Genomic DNA, 15173 nt, shown 5'->3' on the forward strand with positions numbered 1-15173 from the left:
GATTTTGTCAGATTTAGAAGGACTCGAACGGCAAATCTGCCTCTCCTTACGTAATCCTCCCAGTATTCCTCCTACTAGCATTTTAATTCTACGAGCATTCAATCCTACCAGTAGCCCGCCACCGCTCCGTTCAAGAGCCTCACCGATGCCAGTCACATTGCCATGACCAAAAATACCCATCACACCGGCAACAAATTTTGTTTCTTGCCCATCAACCGAGACGCACTGGTTATCCAGAAACTTCAGCAGCGCCTATGACGCCGTTAACCTGATCCTTTCCATTGGCCTCCCCTTCCCTCTTCACTTGTTCCTGCAGCCGGCAAATTTCCACTCCGGCAAGCATCATGATGCCGATGCCATGGTTATCGTTGACCACGGTCCGCAGGTCGTACATATAATAATCGGGTATAAATGAATAACGAGAGCCGCTGCATACGCCATGAACATTCCCCCGCCGATCCATCGCCTGCTCCGTCAGTCCCCGCCAGCCCTTCATGGCTGTGGCCGCATAGCTGTGTCGAAGCTCCGGCTCGATCCAGCCAAAACGCACGCCTCTGGCCAGCGCATAGACAAACATCGCCGTACAGGAGGCTTCTTCATAAGCATCCGGGCGATTCAATACCTGATGCCATAATCCAGAGGCACTTTGCAGCGCGGTGATCCCCTTGCATAGCTGGCGATACATTCGTACCAGCTCCCCGCGGTCTGCATGCCCTTCCGGCAGCTTCTCCAGAAGCTCGGACAGCGTAAACAGAACCCAGCCGTTCCCCCGGCCCCACGGCACCCGCGTCGGTTTGCCATATTTAAAGTCGAATACATGGGACATGACGCCTTCCTGCTCCATAAACAAGTAGCTATTAAAGAGCAGACATTGCCTGGCGGCTTCATCCAGCGCCTCCGGCTTCCCGGCCGCTTCCGCATACCGGATGAGGAATGGGACGCTCATGTAGAGATCATCCGCCCACATGGTATCTGCCGAATATTCACCCGGACATTCCCGGAAAAAAGCCCCGTCCGGCCTGCGTTCCAACCGCTGCAGCATAAATTCAGCGATCATATCGGCGATGCGCAGAAATTGCTGTTTCCCGCCTCCTTGCTCTTCCGTCATGCGGGCAGCCTCCAACATCGCGGAACCGAACGAACCGCAATTGTCCAGCATTCTAATAAGTACGAGCTGATGGTTCACGCCCGGAAAGCCATACCGTTCTTTGTCCCATAGCGCATACTCGTACAGATCCGTGCAGGAGCGGATATGCTCCAGTGCATATCGGAGCAGGTCGGGCCGTCCCAGTTCCCGGGAGGTACGCAGCAGACCATACATCGTCACGCCAAGCGGATAGTCCCAGCGGCCGAAATTCGTCGCGGAGCCTGATGTCCATTTGCTGCTTAGCATCGCATTTTCATAGAAGAAACGAATGTATGTGTCGGGCAGGTCCGGACGCCAAGCAGTAAATGCCGGAGCAGAGCCGCCCTCGTTCTCCCCCGCACAGGGGAACAGCGCTGAAGGGCGGCAAGCTATTTCCGGGACGATGCTTATTCCAGGGCTCAGCGGACCGGCATACAGCCATGGGCTGGCGCAGCCTTGCACCGGCACGGGAAGCAGCAGCTTCAGCGGCTGCGTTCCCGAGTACGCCTGCAATTCGAACCCCCAGCCCCGGCCCTCGCCATCGCTCTCTCCTTCGCTTTCATCTCCGCTTTCGCTTTCGCTGATGAGGCTATAGACGAGAAGCTGGGGATTCGCAGGCGGGCGGGGAACGCTTACGCGGAACACTCCGCCTGCCGGCAGCTTTGCAACCACCCTGCCGTCCAGCCAGACGACCGACTTGCCCGCAGCCCGGCCTTCAAGCACAAGCGGATGATCCGAAGCGGGCGGCAGGTCCAGTCTGGTCCAGCCTAAAGCTCCTATCCCGCCTTCGGATCCAGTTCCAGACCCAACTCTAGTACCGCCCCCATTACCGGCACCGGCATCAGCTTCAGGACTACCACCAGCCCCAACATTAGTACCAGCACCGCCTCCTGCTATAGCACCGGCACCGGCAGCCGCACCGAAACTGGCCGCAGCACTAGCACTACCACCAGCACTGCCTTCTGCCCTAGCACCGGCATCAGCCCCGATTCTGGCCTCCCGCGCCTTCATGCCGAAGAGGCGCTCACAGTTGTCCAGGCGCTTCTCTTCTTCCGTCCACTCCACCCGCGGCAGCCAGGTAAGCCCTGTCGCCTCTTCCCCGCCCAATGGGTCAGGGAATGCATGCTGGCCGCCGAAGCGGGGCGCCTGCACCGGGCCGGCATAAGCCCATCCGCCATGTCCCTCCCGGCCGGTAAACGGTGCCTGCACCTGCAAAATACGGACCTTTGCCTCCTCGGCGCCAAAGCGGCAGCCGAAGCCGGCTTCCGTCCTCCGCGCCTCAATCAGCAGCGGATTCCAGCCGCGATGCAGACATAGCGGCATAACAGCCCGGGCATCCGGCTTCATCTCGTCCACCGCGGTAGACTGGTACAGCAGTTCTTCCCGGACGTAAACCCGCACAGGACCCAGCGGCTCCACGATCACATCGATCTCACGCTCATCATCGCTCCATACTTTTCCGAAGATATAGGCATAGTCTCCGCTTTTCGCTTGCGGAAGCCTAACCGCCATATCCATGTCATAGAGCCCTTCCCCGGTCTGCATAATTCCATTGACAGAAAAAGGGCGGATCGCAAATGGCACTGGCGAATTGGCACCCACATACCGGGCGGCCAGTACCTCCAAAATACGGTGATCATCATCTCCAAAAGCGCTGCGCATGCTCTCCCTCGGCTCGAAATAACTCATCTGCCGCGAACCCCCTCTCCCGTTGAAGACGGACCGTTCTCATCTCCTGCGCTGGCATTTCCGGAGGGCGAGAGTCTGATGTCGAACGTCCAATCGTAAGGCGTCATCAGATTGACGACTATCGAACGGCAGCCGGACGGATAGCTCGTATTATTCAGAGCTTTTGCCCAGTGCTCATGCTGACCCCCCTCCAGTTCAATCCAGTCTGCGCCAACTGAACAGCGGATCCGGCCCGACTTCCAGAACTGGAACTCTTCCGTCTCGGTGAGCCGAACCAGCCCTTCTCCGCTCAATGTCCCTTCGGACCCGAAAATAAAACATACCTGAGTCATCATCCCTTCCGGCTCCAGGCATTTGACCCGCAGCCGCAGCCCGTTGTCCTCCTCCGTCAGCTCGGCTTCGACATGGTGCTGCTGCTGGTGGGTCACTTCCCGCAATTGATGGGGAAGCAAGTACCACGGGCTGACCGGACCGGAGGCCGACGGCGGCAATGCATCTTGGGGAACCGGACCGTAATAGCCTTTGAATTCGTCCCCGCTCAGCCTGTATCCGCGCGGCAGCTCCTCTAGCCGATTCATCTTTACATAGCCGGGCTCGAACGAAGAGGCCAGCTGAACCGCCAGCAAGCGGACCGCTCCATGCCGCAGGGACAGGAATGAACTCGTTTCCGTCATCACAGTCATGCTGGTGTCCCCGCTCCGCTGCCGGGCGACCGGCGCCCCGAAATCGAGGTGGAGCCGGCTGTGGTAAATTCTCCCGAAATGGCCGGCAGCCTCCATGTTCATAAGATATTGCTCTCTCGGAAAATACCGGTTAAGGACAACGCGATATTGTTCAGGAAGAGGGACCGGCTGCACCTGCCGCTCACGCAGCTCCGGATAACGCAGGTAACCGATCATCGCATTGTTCGGCAGCCAGCCCGGATGAGTCAGCGCTTCACCCGCGGCGTCAGTAATGGCGGCAAACAACGGGTCCTTGTCCCGGCTTTCCATCAGCCTGCTGACCAGAAAATATCCCGCCATATCATGCTTCGCCCCAAAATCCTGCCGCCCGGAATAATCGGTCACGACCTCGCCGTCCGGATGAATCAAATAAGCCATCATCCGCAAATTGCGGCGTACCGGCTCCAGAAGCTCGGGACGGTCCAGCAGCTCCGCAGTATAGAACATGACGATATCGCTGACGCCGTTATAGATTCCGTTGCTGCGCTCCGTCCACTCCCCGTCCTCTGTGCAGTCTATCCCTTCCGCCAGCCAAGCTTCGGCTCTAGCCTTCAATTCCGGCTGTCCGGTCAGCTTGTACAAAAAACCAAGCGCGGCCGTAAGCACCCAGCGGTGATTCGGAGTATGGCATCCTCCCGTTAACAGGACGGGAATCGTCCGTTCCAGAAACAACCGGATACGCCCCGTAGCAGTGCGCAGCGGCTGCCAGCCTGAAGTGTGACTCTCCAGGAGCTCATACACCTGCGCAAGCCCCCCGACTACAAATGCCGTATCCGGCGGCGAGTGCATATTGGTCCACCCGGGTGAAATCGACCCATCGGCATGCTGGAATTTCAGCAGAAATTCCGCTCCAAGCTCCAGTCTCTTCAGAAGCTCTCGATCTTGATAATAACGGGAATCCTCATTGATCAGCGCAGCCGCCCACAGCGCCATGACCATCGGTGTTCCGCCATGGCTGGCCCAGGCAATCCCGTTGACCGGATCAGCAACGCCGCCGTAATATCGGCTGCCTTCGTCCAGCACCTGACGGTCCAGACTCTCCAATACGGCCTGGTCATTCAGGGCAACCAGCTTTTCGTACATGACTCATCATCTCGCTTTCCGCATCCTTACAACCCGCAAGGGATTTTAAGTGTTATAACGTTGTTCCAGTTTAGACAGCAGCAGCTGATGGCTTTCCTCGATTTCCTCCGGCAGGCAGGCGGCTTTAAGCTCATAGACCTTCACTGGCGCAGCCTCAATCATCGGAAGAAAACGGTCGAAATATTCCATATCGCAGCTGTGGACATACGGGCACCAGTGATCTGACAATTCGATCGTTTCGTGAATATGAACCCCGGCGATATGATCCTTGACCAGCTCCATATCCGCCGCATTATCGTACAGGCCCATCCGCTCCATCATCATGCCGTGGCCGAAATCGTACCATAGGCCGACGGGTGCACCCTTCAGCCGGTCGATGATCGCTCTAGCCTCCCGCAGCGTCGGCATCTGGTAGCAACGGGACCGCGTTTCAATCCCGATCGCCACCTTCCAGCCCTTCGCTGCAATTCGTTCACAGGCCTCTTCCAGGCTGCAGGCGATCCTCTCCAAATAATGCCTGCTCAGCGACTCCCGCCGCTCCAGCATTTCTCCCCAACGCTGCTGGTAGGCTGACGAATCGGGACCGTACTGCTTGTAAAGAGATTTCAACTCCTCATCGATATTGTGCTGGAACGGTACCTCTCCCGGGTGTACAACAACCGCCCTCGCGCCATAACGATCGGCATATTCCGCCGTTCGCACGAGCAGGTCGACCGCCCGTTTTCGCTTATCTTCATCATTAAAGCCTAGCAGCAGTGAATCTGTTCCATAATCAGGGTCATCAATATACGGAAAAGTATTATGCAGACTGGAGACGCCGATCTCGCCATGCTCGATCATGGGCTCGATTGTGGCCAGCATTTCCGGTGTTACATTGTAGTTCAGCTCTACCCATTGAAAGCCCAGGGATCGAATCTCTTCAATCATGTCCCGGCCCACTGTATGCCGCTTTATGTTCCAGCAGGTCGAGAAAGAGTACTCCCCTTTTGACAACGCCATGCTCCATCACGTCCCTCCATCAGATCAGATAAAATTGAACCTGAAGCTGCCCCCAGGCCATAATTGGTTCAGCTCGCTTGCCCGATTCAAAATAGATAATAACTATCCCTTAACCGCACCGATCATCACGCCGTTGACAAAATACCGCTGCAGCCATGGGTACACAAGTAAAATGGGCACTGTTGCAAACATAACGCTGGCCGCCTTCAGGCTCTCCGGCTGCAGGACATTCATGACTGCCCCTTCCATCTGCATAAGCTCGGTAATCATGTTATTCTGAATCATCTGGTATAACTTAAGCTGCATCGGGTACAATTCGGGACTCGTAATGTACAGAAGCGTATCGGTAAAGCCGTTCCACCGGCCCACGGCATAAAATAGACTAAGCGTGGCAATAACCGGGAGGGACAGCGGCAGGACAATACTAAGCAGCGTACGGAAATGGGAGCTGCCATCCAGCTCAGCCGACTCTGAAAGACTATCCGGTATGTTGTTGAAAAACGAGTTCAGGATGATCAAATAGAACGGATTGATCAGCCCGGGCAAAATCAGGGCCCACATCGTATCCAGCAAATGCAGGTTGCGCACGAGAATATACTCCGGAATAATACCGCCGCTGAAAAACATGGTGATCACAATGATAAACATAAAGCCCTGACGGCCCTTAAGTTTTTTCTGTGTCAACGGATAGGCTGCAGCAACGGTCATGAGCATGCACAGTACAGTATGAGTAACGGTCAGCAGCACCGTGAACCCTAGCGCCCGGATCATCGACGAGTCGCTAAAAACCTGCTTATATGCTTCAAAGTTCAGTCCAACCGGGATAAGGCTTACCTCGCCGGACATAATCGGACGGCTGGAGCTGAGCGATATGGCTAGGATATGAAGAAACGGGGCCAGACAGATCAGGACGACGACCCCGAGGAATGTCGCGTTTAGGATATCAAATACCCTGCCGGAAATTTGCGCTCTCATCGTGATTCACTCCTTATTCGGAAAGGTATCAAGCTATAAAATGCCTTCGCCGGCAAGCTTCTTCGAGGCGTAGTTGGCCCCGAGCACAAATATGAGCCCTACCACCGCCTGAAACAGACCAACAACGGTCGCCAGCGTATATTGGCCCGATTCGAGGCCAATCCGGTATACAAACGTACTCAGCACGTCGGAATAATCTCTTACCATCGTGTTCCCGATAATGTATGGGCGCTCAAAGCCGATCGAAATCATATGGCCCAGATTAATGATTAGCAGCGTCACGATCGTAGGCTTGATGCCGGGGAGTGTGATGTGCCATATTCGTCTCATCCGGGTAGCTCCATCCACTTCGGCTGCTTCAAACAGTTCCTTGTTTATGCCCGTCAGCGCCGCCAAGTAAATGATCGTTCCCCAGCCAGCGCTTTGCCAGACTCCGACGGCCAAATAAGTGATGAGCCAGGTGTTTTTGTCAGTGAGGAACGGAATTTCCTGAAATCCCATGGCGGTGATAACGTTATTGATCATTCCGGACTGAGTGCCGAACACCTGATACACAATACCGCCAATGATAACCCAAGAGATAAAATGAGGAATATAGAGTATGGTCTGCGACAGCTTCCTGAACCAGGCGCTTCTTAACTCATATAACATAATCGCTAAAATCAGCGGTGCCGGGAAAGAAACGAGCAGATCAAGAAAATTCAACATCAGTGTGTTACGCAAGGTTTTATAAAAATCTTTCATCCCGAATACTTCACGGAAAGCTTCGAGGCCAATCCACTTACTGCCGTTAATGCCTTGAAAAAAGTTGAAATCCTTAAACGCAATCTGAATGCCGTACATCGGTCCGTACCTGAAAATGAAAAAATAAGTTATGGGCAGGAGCAATAGCGCATATAGCTGCCAATACCTCCCAAGATATCGGGTAAATTTCACGGGCTCTGCCTCCTCTGTCATCAGGCGCAGAAGAAAGGATCGAAGGGCAGATTCACCGCTTTGCCCTACTATTACTAGCCCTTCAATCCTTCGCTGCGACCCTGGCAAATTACTTTGCCTTAAATCACTTCGCTTTCATCTCGTTGTACACTTTAATTCGCTCATCCAGAATGGCTTGACCGCCGCTTGTCATATAGTCGTTCATCGCCCCCTCGAATACCGTGTCGAATTGCTCTGGCTTAGCTGTAGTTGTCTTCACAATGAACTCATGAAACTTGTCGAGCAGCGTTGTTCCGTATTTGGTCTGCGCTTCAATCGGCTTGTCCATTAACACCGGCGGAATCGTGTCCGTGTTGGAAACTTTCATTGCTGCACGAACTTCATCCTGGTATTTAGGCGGAAATTGGAGCGCTCTGGCTTCCCTGTTCTTCTCTGGGCTGCCAAGCTGCTGACCGTTGGTAATGATGGTCATATCTCCGGCGTTGTACATGCGATTTTTAGCTTCTTCGCTTGGGTTCTCCAGGGCCAGTGGAATGCCGTCCTTCAACGTATAGTTCTCGCCCTCGATACCGTTCTGCATATTGAAGAGCACATCTCCCGATGCCATCCAGTCCAGGTACTTCAAGGCTTCCACCGCGCGTTCGCTCGATTTCGGAATCATAATGTACAGGCCGATCGGCGCATATTCCGGCTTCGGATGCTCGCCCTTTTCGTTGGTGTATACATCGACGGCAATCAGTTCAGCTCCATCCACATTGGCCTGCAGTGTCTCATAAGAGCCGTCCTGATAATAAATATTGATATCATCTTCACTGAAAAATCCGATTTTACCGGTAGATATGTCCTCTACCAGCTTATTTTTATCTTTGTCCAATCCAAAATCGATGCTCATCAGTTTTTCGTTATACAGCTTGTTCATGAACTGCAGCGCATCCTTAAAGCCCGGAAGCAGTACGGGGTAATCCCGGGAGCCGATCTGCTGGGTGAGGGTATACTTCTCCTCCTCCGTCGTCTCTTTTATAAATGACCAGATTAGCGGCTCGTATTGAGCTGGTGCAATCGTCATGCCCAGTGGAATCACCTTGCCGCCGGTTTCGCCTGGGTCTTTCTCTTTAAAGGCTTTAAGGGCGGTATAAAGCTCATCTGTCGTTTCTGGCACGGGCAAGCTCAGCTTATCCAGCCAATCCTTACGGATAAAGGAGGAGTATTTCCCTATGTTGGCCCGTTTGGCCGGAATGGCATACTGCTTTCCTTCCAATTTGCCATAGTTCAGTACATCTTCACCGAGAAACGATTTCAAGTTAGGAGCATGCTCGTCGACCAGACCGGATAGATCGGTCAGCCCCCCTTGCATGGCATAGCGGTAAAATGTGCTTGAGTCATAAGTGAACACGATATCCGGCACGTCGCCGCCGCTGGCCATCAGCACATTCAGCTTCTCAACTTCCTCGGACCGCGGTACAGGCACGTATTTCATCTTTATATTGTTGGGAGTACCGAAGTTGTCCTGAACCCACCTTGTCCAGTAATTATCCGATATCGTGTAGCCGGAAGGTGAATTGCCCCGATCGAATACTTCAACGGAAAGAACAACCTGATTGCTTGTTCCTGCCTTCCCAGATGCTCCGGTACTCTTCTGTTCGGACTTTGAAGAACAAGCAGCCAATAGCAAGCTGCTGATCAACAACATTACCAACATGAGGCGGACCGATTTCATTCTTGTTTCTTTTTTCCTGTTCCTTATCATTCGTTTCAACCCCTTCTAATTTCGTAAATTGATTTCGGCATAAACAAAACCATTTCACACCTGATGTTTGCGCTTACATTTGAAGAAGCTCTGTCCATGCCGGAATGCCCAAAGTATGACACGACCTCGTAAAGCCAGGCAATAAACCAGTTTCAAAAGGATAAACCGCTGGAGGGAACCGCCGGACAACCTATGATCTTCCCTTTAACCAACCGTTTTCTTGCAATAAACCTTTTTCAAATTTTAAAAAAACCGGACAGTATTTTTAACTGTCCGGCTTCTTTATGATATTGTCATGTCTCTCTGCGGCTTGATTTTTAATTTCCGGTAATCTCCTGGAGTGACTCCAACCTCCCGTTTAAACGTCCGGCCGAAGGTGATGGAGTTCGCATAGCCAACCTGCAGGGCAATATTTTGCACGGTTTCGCCGGTTTCTACGAGCAGTTGCTCCGCTTTGGCCATTCGCAGTTGCACCAGAAAATCAACAAATTTCATATTAAATTCTTCCTTGAACAAATAACTTGCATACTTTCCCGAAATATCAAAACGATCGCTTAAATGCTTTAATGACAAATCCGGATCGGCGAAATTCTCCTCAATATAAGCCTTCATTTCTAATATCATCGCACGATGGTTTTTAGTTTCACTGATCGCCACATAGGTACGGTAAATTTCCGAGAGCTCCTCCATAAACAGTAACCGAAGCTGCTCCAACGATTCAGTGTTCTCTACTTCCATCCGCCACCGTCCGGCCTGCTCCTCTCTGAAGGACTCGAGCAGGCGCTCGGACAGCTCTCCAAGCTCTCTCGCCAGCATCTCCATCATCGTCTGCAGCAGGAGCCGAATATCCTCATCCTTCAGGCCGTCAGCCTCCATCGCCTCGAATATCCGCTCCAAATGACTGCGCCATTCCTCGTTGGAAAGCCGGAACTGCTTCACGAAATGGGCGATGCCCTGCAAATGACTGTACGTTAGCCGGCTGCCATTGTCCGGCATGTCCTCACTCATAATAACGGCTTCCTTGCCGAGTGACATTTTATGCTGGAGCGCCCGGGCTGCCATCTGATAGGAAGCGGCCAACTCCTCCCAGGAAGCAGAGCAGGGCCCTACGCCAACCATCAGGGACATGCCTAAATGCTCACGTGTCCAGAGAATGCCTCTGTCCGCAAATTTGCGAATGATGTCATTCTCCTTCCCCTTCTCCGAATGTAACGCAAAGATCATCCCCATCCGATTGACCTCTGTCCACTCCCCCCATCCGTGCAAGCCCTCCTCCCGGGCAATTTCCTGCAGCACGTTCGTTAGTGCAAACTTCAGTGTACTTTGATCCATCACGGAGAAATGGTTCTGAAAATCGGAGAAGTCCAGAATTTCTACCACGATCACGATATACCTTCCGCCAAGCACCTCATCGGGCAGCGGCTTAAGCTCCCGCAGCCTTTCATTCACCTTCCCAAGCCGTTCGCCCTGGATAATGTCAATAAACAGCTGCCTTCTTGCTATCAGCATATTCTCATGCTGCCGTTTCTCATAGTCCGAGGTTTGCTGGATCAGGTTCTCAAGAGCCCGGTCAATCAGCAGCAGTTCATCGGCTTTGGGGACGCTGAGATTATCCATCCGGTCGCGAATCGATTCGATCCGGTTCATCATGACCCGAATCGGTTTATAGTTTCGTTTAGTAATATACAATATATAAGCAATTGCCCCCAGCACCGTGACTAATCCGAGCACAATCCAAATGTACGAAACGACGGATACCCAGACGAACAGCTGACCTGCCGAAATCCCGCTTTCAAATGTCCAGCCGGTTAGCGTGGATGTTATACGGTTCAGAACTTTATCCCTCGCCTCATCCGCTTTCGCATCACTGCCGTAATCACTGGACGAAAATACAATATTTCCGCTTTTGTCGAGTATATTCATAAACGATAAGTCATCGCCAATCATATTACGGATCCTCTGCTCCAAAGCGTACATATTGACGTTGATGACGACAAAGCCCTGGGTTCCAAAAGGAAGCGGCGCCCTTTTATACATGGACATAACCCGTCTTATCTTATCCGTTTTCATTTCATGATACGTTCTGATCCCGGACCAGCCCTGATATTCAGGCTGTTCAAGCACCTGCTCGATAAATGCCTGATCGGCGAAATCGCTCCATTCCACTACCCCGCTCGTAGTCAGCGCCTGCCTGCTGTTACTCCTATAGACGTAGATGGAATCGATCAGCTCATCCCTGGAGATCAGTGTCCTCAAACTGCCGACCACCCCATATACCGTTTCTCGTTTCCCCCTGTCGAATCCCAAATGCAGTAACGATTCATAGCGTTCATTGTGTTCCACTTCTTCTAATACGTTCATCTCGATTTCTTTTAATGACAGCTCTACCGTGTTCATAATATATTCAGTTGAAATCCGGTCGGCCTTCACTGTCTCCTTTTGCGAGATTTCATTTACTATGATGAAAGACAAAAAGACGAGGATCGTAATCGTAATCAAAAAAATAGGGAAATAGGAAAGCAGCATACGGCGGTACCAATTGTTTTTCAAGGTCAACCACTCCTTTAATTTGTACACTCTGTCAGAAGAGAACAAAGCCGCCATTCCAGTAAGCGCTTTCTTTATTGTGTATTAAATTTATACATTTATAGGAATTGCATAAATTATCGAAGACGTTCTTCTTAATTGTATAAGTTAACCCAGGAAGGTTCAAATAGAAAATACTTAAAGCGAATTAGCAGATTCGCCTTGTCTTTGCCCTTAGGGCAAGGTGTTTCCCGCTAAAGATTTAGTCGTAGCCATCACATCGGAATTTATCATGAACCCCCATGACCGATGGCTACTCATTAAAGAGAGGATTATCCCCGCTTTGCTAGATTAAAGCTATTATTGTTAAAGCTGATAAAAATGAGGGTAGCGGACAGATGGATTCACAGCTACAGAGCATAGACTTGGAGAAATTACCGAATGGGGTTAGTTATTAGCTCGCTGGCTTCTTTTCTATAATATAACGGGGCATGCCCTGTTACTGACTTAAACACTCTGCCAAAATGGGTAACACTGCCGAAGCCAACCTTCTTGGCAATCAAATTGACCTTCAGGGATGACCGCTCGAGCAGCTTCGTCGCTTCGTTGATCCGGACGCTATTCACATATTCCACGAACGTAAAGCCCGTCGCTTCTTTAAAAAAGCGGCTTAAATAATAGGGGCTAACGTAAAACTTCTCTGCCAGCAAATGAAGCGACAGCTCCTCCATATAATGATTGTTAATATAACGGACAATCTCGGAAATTCTTTCATGCATAGGACTCGGCGACTCCAGCGGTTCTATGCTGTTTTGTTTGACATGCCGGCAGCAAATGATGAGCAGTTGGAGAACCAAAGTCTGCGCATACATTTCAAAGCCGGGCTTTTTATCCGTAATTTCTTGGATGATCCGTCCTGCAAGCGCATCGAGGGCAAGCCGCTCCTGCTCGGGCACTTTAATTATAATGTACTCCTGCTCGAAAAGGATCTGCAGTATGTCCGCATAAGCACGGTTTTCTAAAGCCATACAGCTCTCATGAATGTTAACGATTAGCCGCTCATGCTCCGGCATTTCCGCATTCGTCGTCCGGTGCAGAACATTTGGGGAAATAATGATAATATCCTCCTCGTTGACGACCATGGTCCGGTCTTTAATAAAAAACTCTCGTTTGCCGGACATCAAGTAATAAATTTCGTACGTGCTGTGAAAATGGTTCGTTGGCATATGATGACTTAGCGCCTTCCGGTGGGATACGGTGAAGGTCCCTCTGCCGTTGTCGAATAACATATTTCTCATCCTATGCCCTCCCTCCTCTTATATGGGCCAACCGTCATTCTGCAGCTCAACATCTCGCTCCGGGAGCGTGGGGCCGGTTTGTCTTTAATTATACCCCTTACCTCAATTACCGCAAGAAATAAGAAGAATTGAGCTGTTTCTGCAAAAAATGTACATATCCTTATGCTAATATAATGCTTAACTGCAGCAAGGAGGAGTGAATAAAATGAAAATGAATTCTTCACAATATCCCCCTATTCAATGGGCTGAGCGGGCCTGCGAGGCATTAATGTCCAAGTTTGAGCCGGAACTGCTTCCGCCGGACAGGTTCCACTATCATCAGGGAGTCTTTCTGTCCGGGATGGAGAAATGCTGGCGGGAGACCGGGAATCAAAAATATTATGATTATATCAAACGGTGGGTGGATAGCCAGGTTCTGGCGGACGGCAGCATTAAGAAATACAACGCCGATGAACTGGATGATATTCAACCGGGCGTGCTGCTCTTTAACCTCTTGGAGCAAACGGGTGACGAGCGGTATAAGAAAGCCTTGTACACGCTTGTCCCCCTGTTGAAGTCATGGCGGACCAATCCTTCGGGCGGATTTTGGCATAAGGGGCATTACCCGAATCAAATGTGGCTGGACGGGCTGTATATGGCTGGGCCGATCGCCGTCCAGTTTGGTAAAACCTTCGGTGAAAGCGAATATTTTGACATGATGACGTATCAGGCGCTCCTGATGGAGAAGCATACCAAGGACCCTAAAACCGGCTTGCTGTACCACGGGTGGGATGAAACCAAAGCAGCCGCCTGGGCTGATCCCGTTACCGGCTTGGCTCCGGAGTTCTGGGGCCGCGCCATCGGCTGGTACCCAGTTGCCCTTCTGGAAATGTTCGAGTATCTTCCTGAAGATCATAAGGATAAAGCGAAGCTGGTCACCATCCTCCAGGATCTGCTCATTGCCTTGACGAAATACCAGGATGAGGCAACCGGCTTATGGTATCAGGTTGTCGACAAAGGAGATCGGCCGGACAATTGGCTGGAAAACTCCTGTACCGCATTATTCGCTCATGCCATTGCCAAAGCTGTGCGCTTAGGCTATTTGGATGCCGAATATTTGCAGTATGCTTGGAAAGGCTATCAGGGCGTGATCGATACACTGAAGCTCGACGAGAACGGCAATGTGATCATCGGCCAAATCTGTATTGGCACAGGAATCGGAGATTACGCCCACTATATTGCCCGCCCGACCAGCGAGAATGATCTGCACGGCGCAGGCGCCTTTATCCTCATGTGCGTGGAAATGAGCCTGGCTCAAAAAGCAGGCCATTAACATCAGAAGCTGCAGCCCCTATTGCGGGTTGCAGCTTTTTCTTTTTTATTTCCGGTGATTATAACATTTAATAATAGCCGTGTAGCTTAGCTCAGCAGTTGTTTTAATTAAATAGTTCGCCTTGGCCAAATCAGATGCCTGACCGATCCCCACTGAGAACATTCCCGCCGCATTGATCGCCTGGATACCTGCTTCAGAATCTTCTATACCAATACATTGTTCATAAGGGATACCGAAGTAATCGGCAGCATTCGTGAATGTCTCCGGATCCGGCTTTCCCTTTGAAATCTTGGCAGCATCCACAACATAATCAAATATCTGTTCCAGTTCGAGTCTCTTTAGAACCTCCGGTGCATTTTTACTGGCAGAGCCAATGGCAAGCCTTAGATCTTTCTCTCTTAGCTCCTCAATAAACTGCTTTACCCCTGGAAGTACATCTTTAGGGGTGAGATGCGCAATAAACCCCTTATAGTATTCATTTTTCTTGGCAGCAAGCCTGCTTTTTTCTTCTTCAGACATATCCTTAAATTCGGGGTTAAGCGCGAGAATCCGGTTTAAAGATTCAATCCGGCTTACACCTTTTAGCCTCTCATTAAAGGCTCTATCAATGGTCACACCAAGCTCTTCAGCCAACTGCTTCCAAGCGAAAAAATGATATTCAGCGGTATCCGTGATCACACCGTCTAAATCAAATATGACCGCTTTAGGCAAGTTTCCCATGATCAGATTCCTCTCCAGATGTTCAGTTGATATGTTGAAT

Annotated in this window: 10 protein-coding genes; 1 reads left to right on the forward strand and 9 read right to left on the reverse strand. The window is 51.2% G+C overall.

Annotated elements, in window-relative coordinates; genetic code table 11:
- Window positions 1–229: 229 nt before the first annotated feature.
- The 8 genes from G358_RS31710 to G358_RS0113030 all read right to left on the reverse strand — a co-directional run bounded on the left by G358_RS31710 (window position 230) and on the right by G358_RS0113030 (window position 13101).
- A complete protein-coding gene (locus G358_RS31710; RefSeq protein WP_019637667.1) occupies window positions 230–2815 on the reverse strand; it encodes a glycoside hydrolase family 88/105 protein in 2586 nt (861 codons plus the stop codon).
- A complete protein-coding gene (locus G358_RS0113000) occupies window positions 2812–4620 on the reverse strand; it encodes a prenyltransferase/squalene oxidase repeat-containing protein (RefSeq protein WP_019637668.1) in 1809 nt (602 codons plus the stop codon). The genes G358_RS31710 and G358_RS0113000 overlap by 4 nt, the downstream gene beginning before the upstream one ends.
- Before the next feature lie 45 nt (window positions 4621–4665).
- Entirely contained in the window at window positions 4666–5619 is a 954-nt protein-coding gene (locus G358_RS0113005) for a sugar phosphate isomerase/epimerase family protein (RefSeq protein WP_019637669.1), read from the reverse strand.
- A gap of 102 nt (window positions 5620–5721) precedes the next feature.
- Complete coding sequence (locus G358_RS0113010; protein ID WP_019637670.1) at window positions 5722–6594, reverse strand: carbohydrate ABC transporter permease; 873 nt, start codon at window positions 6592–6594, stop codon at window positions 5722–5724.
- Between the two features lie 33 nt (window positions 6595–6627).
- Window positions 6628–7551: an ABC transporter permease gene (locus tag G358_RS0113015; RefSeq protein WP_051107683.1), complete on the reverse strand. Its 924-nt coding sequence runs from the start codon at window positions 7549–7551 to the stop codon at window positions 6628–6630.
- Between the two features lie 103 nt (window positions 7552–7654).
- Window positions 7655–9277: an extracellular solute-binding protein gene (locus tag G358_RS0113020; RefSeq protein WP_019637672.1), complete on the reverse strand. Its 1623-nt coding sequence runs from the start codon at window positions 9275–9277 to the stop codon at window positions 7655–7657.
- A gap of 282 nt (window positions 9278–9559) precedes the next feature.
- A complete protein-coding gene (locus tag G358_RS0113025) occupies window positions 9560–11827 on the reverse strand; it encodes a helix-turn-helix domain-containing protein (protein WP_019637673.1) in 2268 nt (755 codons plus the stop codon).
- 410 nt (window positions 11828–12237) lie between these two features.
- On the reverse strand, window positions 12238–13101 hold the full coding sequence (locus tag G358_RS0113030) for an AraC family transcriptional regulator (RefSeq protein WP_019637674.1): 864 nt from the start codon (window positions 13099–13101) through the stop codon (window positions 12238–12240).
- 205 nt (window positions 13102–13306) lie between these two features.
- On the opposite strand from G358_RS0113030, the gene G358_RS0113040 reads away from it, so the two are divergent.
- Complete coding sequence (locus G358_RS0113040) at window positions 13307–14413, forward strand: glycoside hydrolase family 88/105 protein (RefSeq protein WP_019637676.1); 1107 nt, start codon at window positions 13307–13309, stop codon at window positions 14411–14413.
- A 45-nt stretch (window positions 14414–14458) separates the two neighbouring features.
- Here the strand turns inward: G358_RS0113040 and pgmB are convergent, their stop codons facing one another.
- Window positions 14459–15133: a beta-phosphoglucomutase gene (gene pgmB, locus G358_RS0113045; protein WP_019637677.1), complete on the reverse strand. Its 675-nt coding sequence runs from the start codon at window positions 15131–15133 to the stop codon at window positions 14459–14461.
- Window positions 15134–15173 lie beyond the last annotated feature (40 nt).

Origin of the sequence: Paenibacillus fonticola DSM 21315 (assembly GCF_000381905.1) — a bacterium.
Classification (GTDB): domain Bacteria; phylum Bacillota; class Bacilli; order Paenibacillales; family Paenibacillaceae; genus Fontibacillus; species Fontibacillus fonticola.

Bases quoted from the DNA above. Each gene is read 5' to 3' on its own strand.
- G358_RS0113015 (WP_051107683.1), bottom strand. From the start codon at position 7,551: ATGACAGAGGAGGCAGAGCCCGTGAAATTTACCCGATATCTTGGGAGG.
- G358_RS0113030 (WP_019637674.1), bottom strand. From the start codon at position 13,101: ATGAGAAATATGTTATTCGACAACGGCAGAGGGACCTTCACCGTATCC.
- pgmB (WP_019637677.1), bottom strand. From the start codon at position 15,133: ATGGGAAACTTGCCTAAAGCGGTCATATTTGATTTAGACGGTGTGATC.
- G358_RS0113010 (WP_019637670.1), bottom strand. From the start codon at position 6,594: ATGAGAGCGCAAATTTCCGGCAGGGTATTTGATATCCTAAACGCGACA.
- G358_RS31710 (WP_019637667.1), bottom strand. From the start codon at position 2,815: ATGAGTTATTTCGAGCCGAGGGAGAGCATGCGCAGCGCTTTTGGAGAT.
- G358_RS0113020 (WP_019637672.1), bottom strand. From the start codon at position 9,277: ATGATAAGGAACAGGAAAAAAGAAACAAGAATGAAATCGGTCCGCCTC.
- G358_RS0113040 (WP_019637676.1), top strand. From the start codon at position 13,307: ATGAAAATGAATTCTTCACAATATCCCCCTATTCAATGGGCTGAGCGG.
- G358_RS0113005 (WP_019637669.1), bottom strand. From the start codon at position 5,619: ATGGCGTTGTCAAAAGGGGAGTACTCTTTCTCGACCTGCTGGAACATA.
- G358_RS0113000 (WP_019637668.1), bottom strand. From the start codon at position 4,620: ATGTACGAAAAGCTGGTTGCCCTGAATGACCAGGCCGTATTGGAGAGT.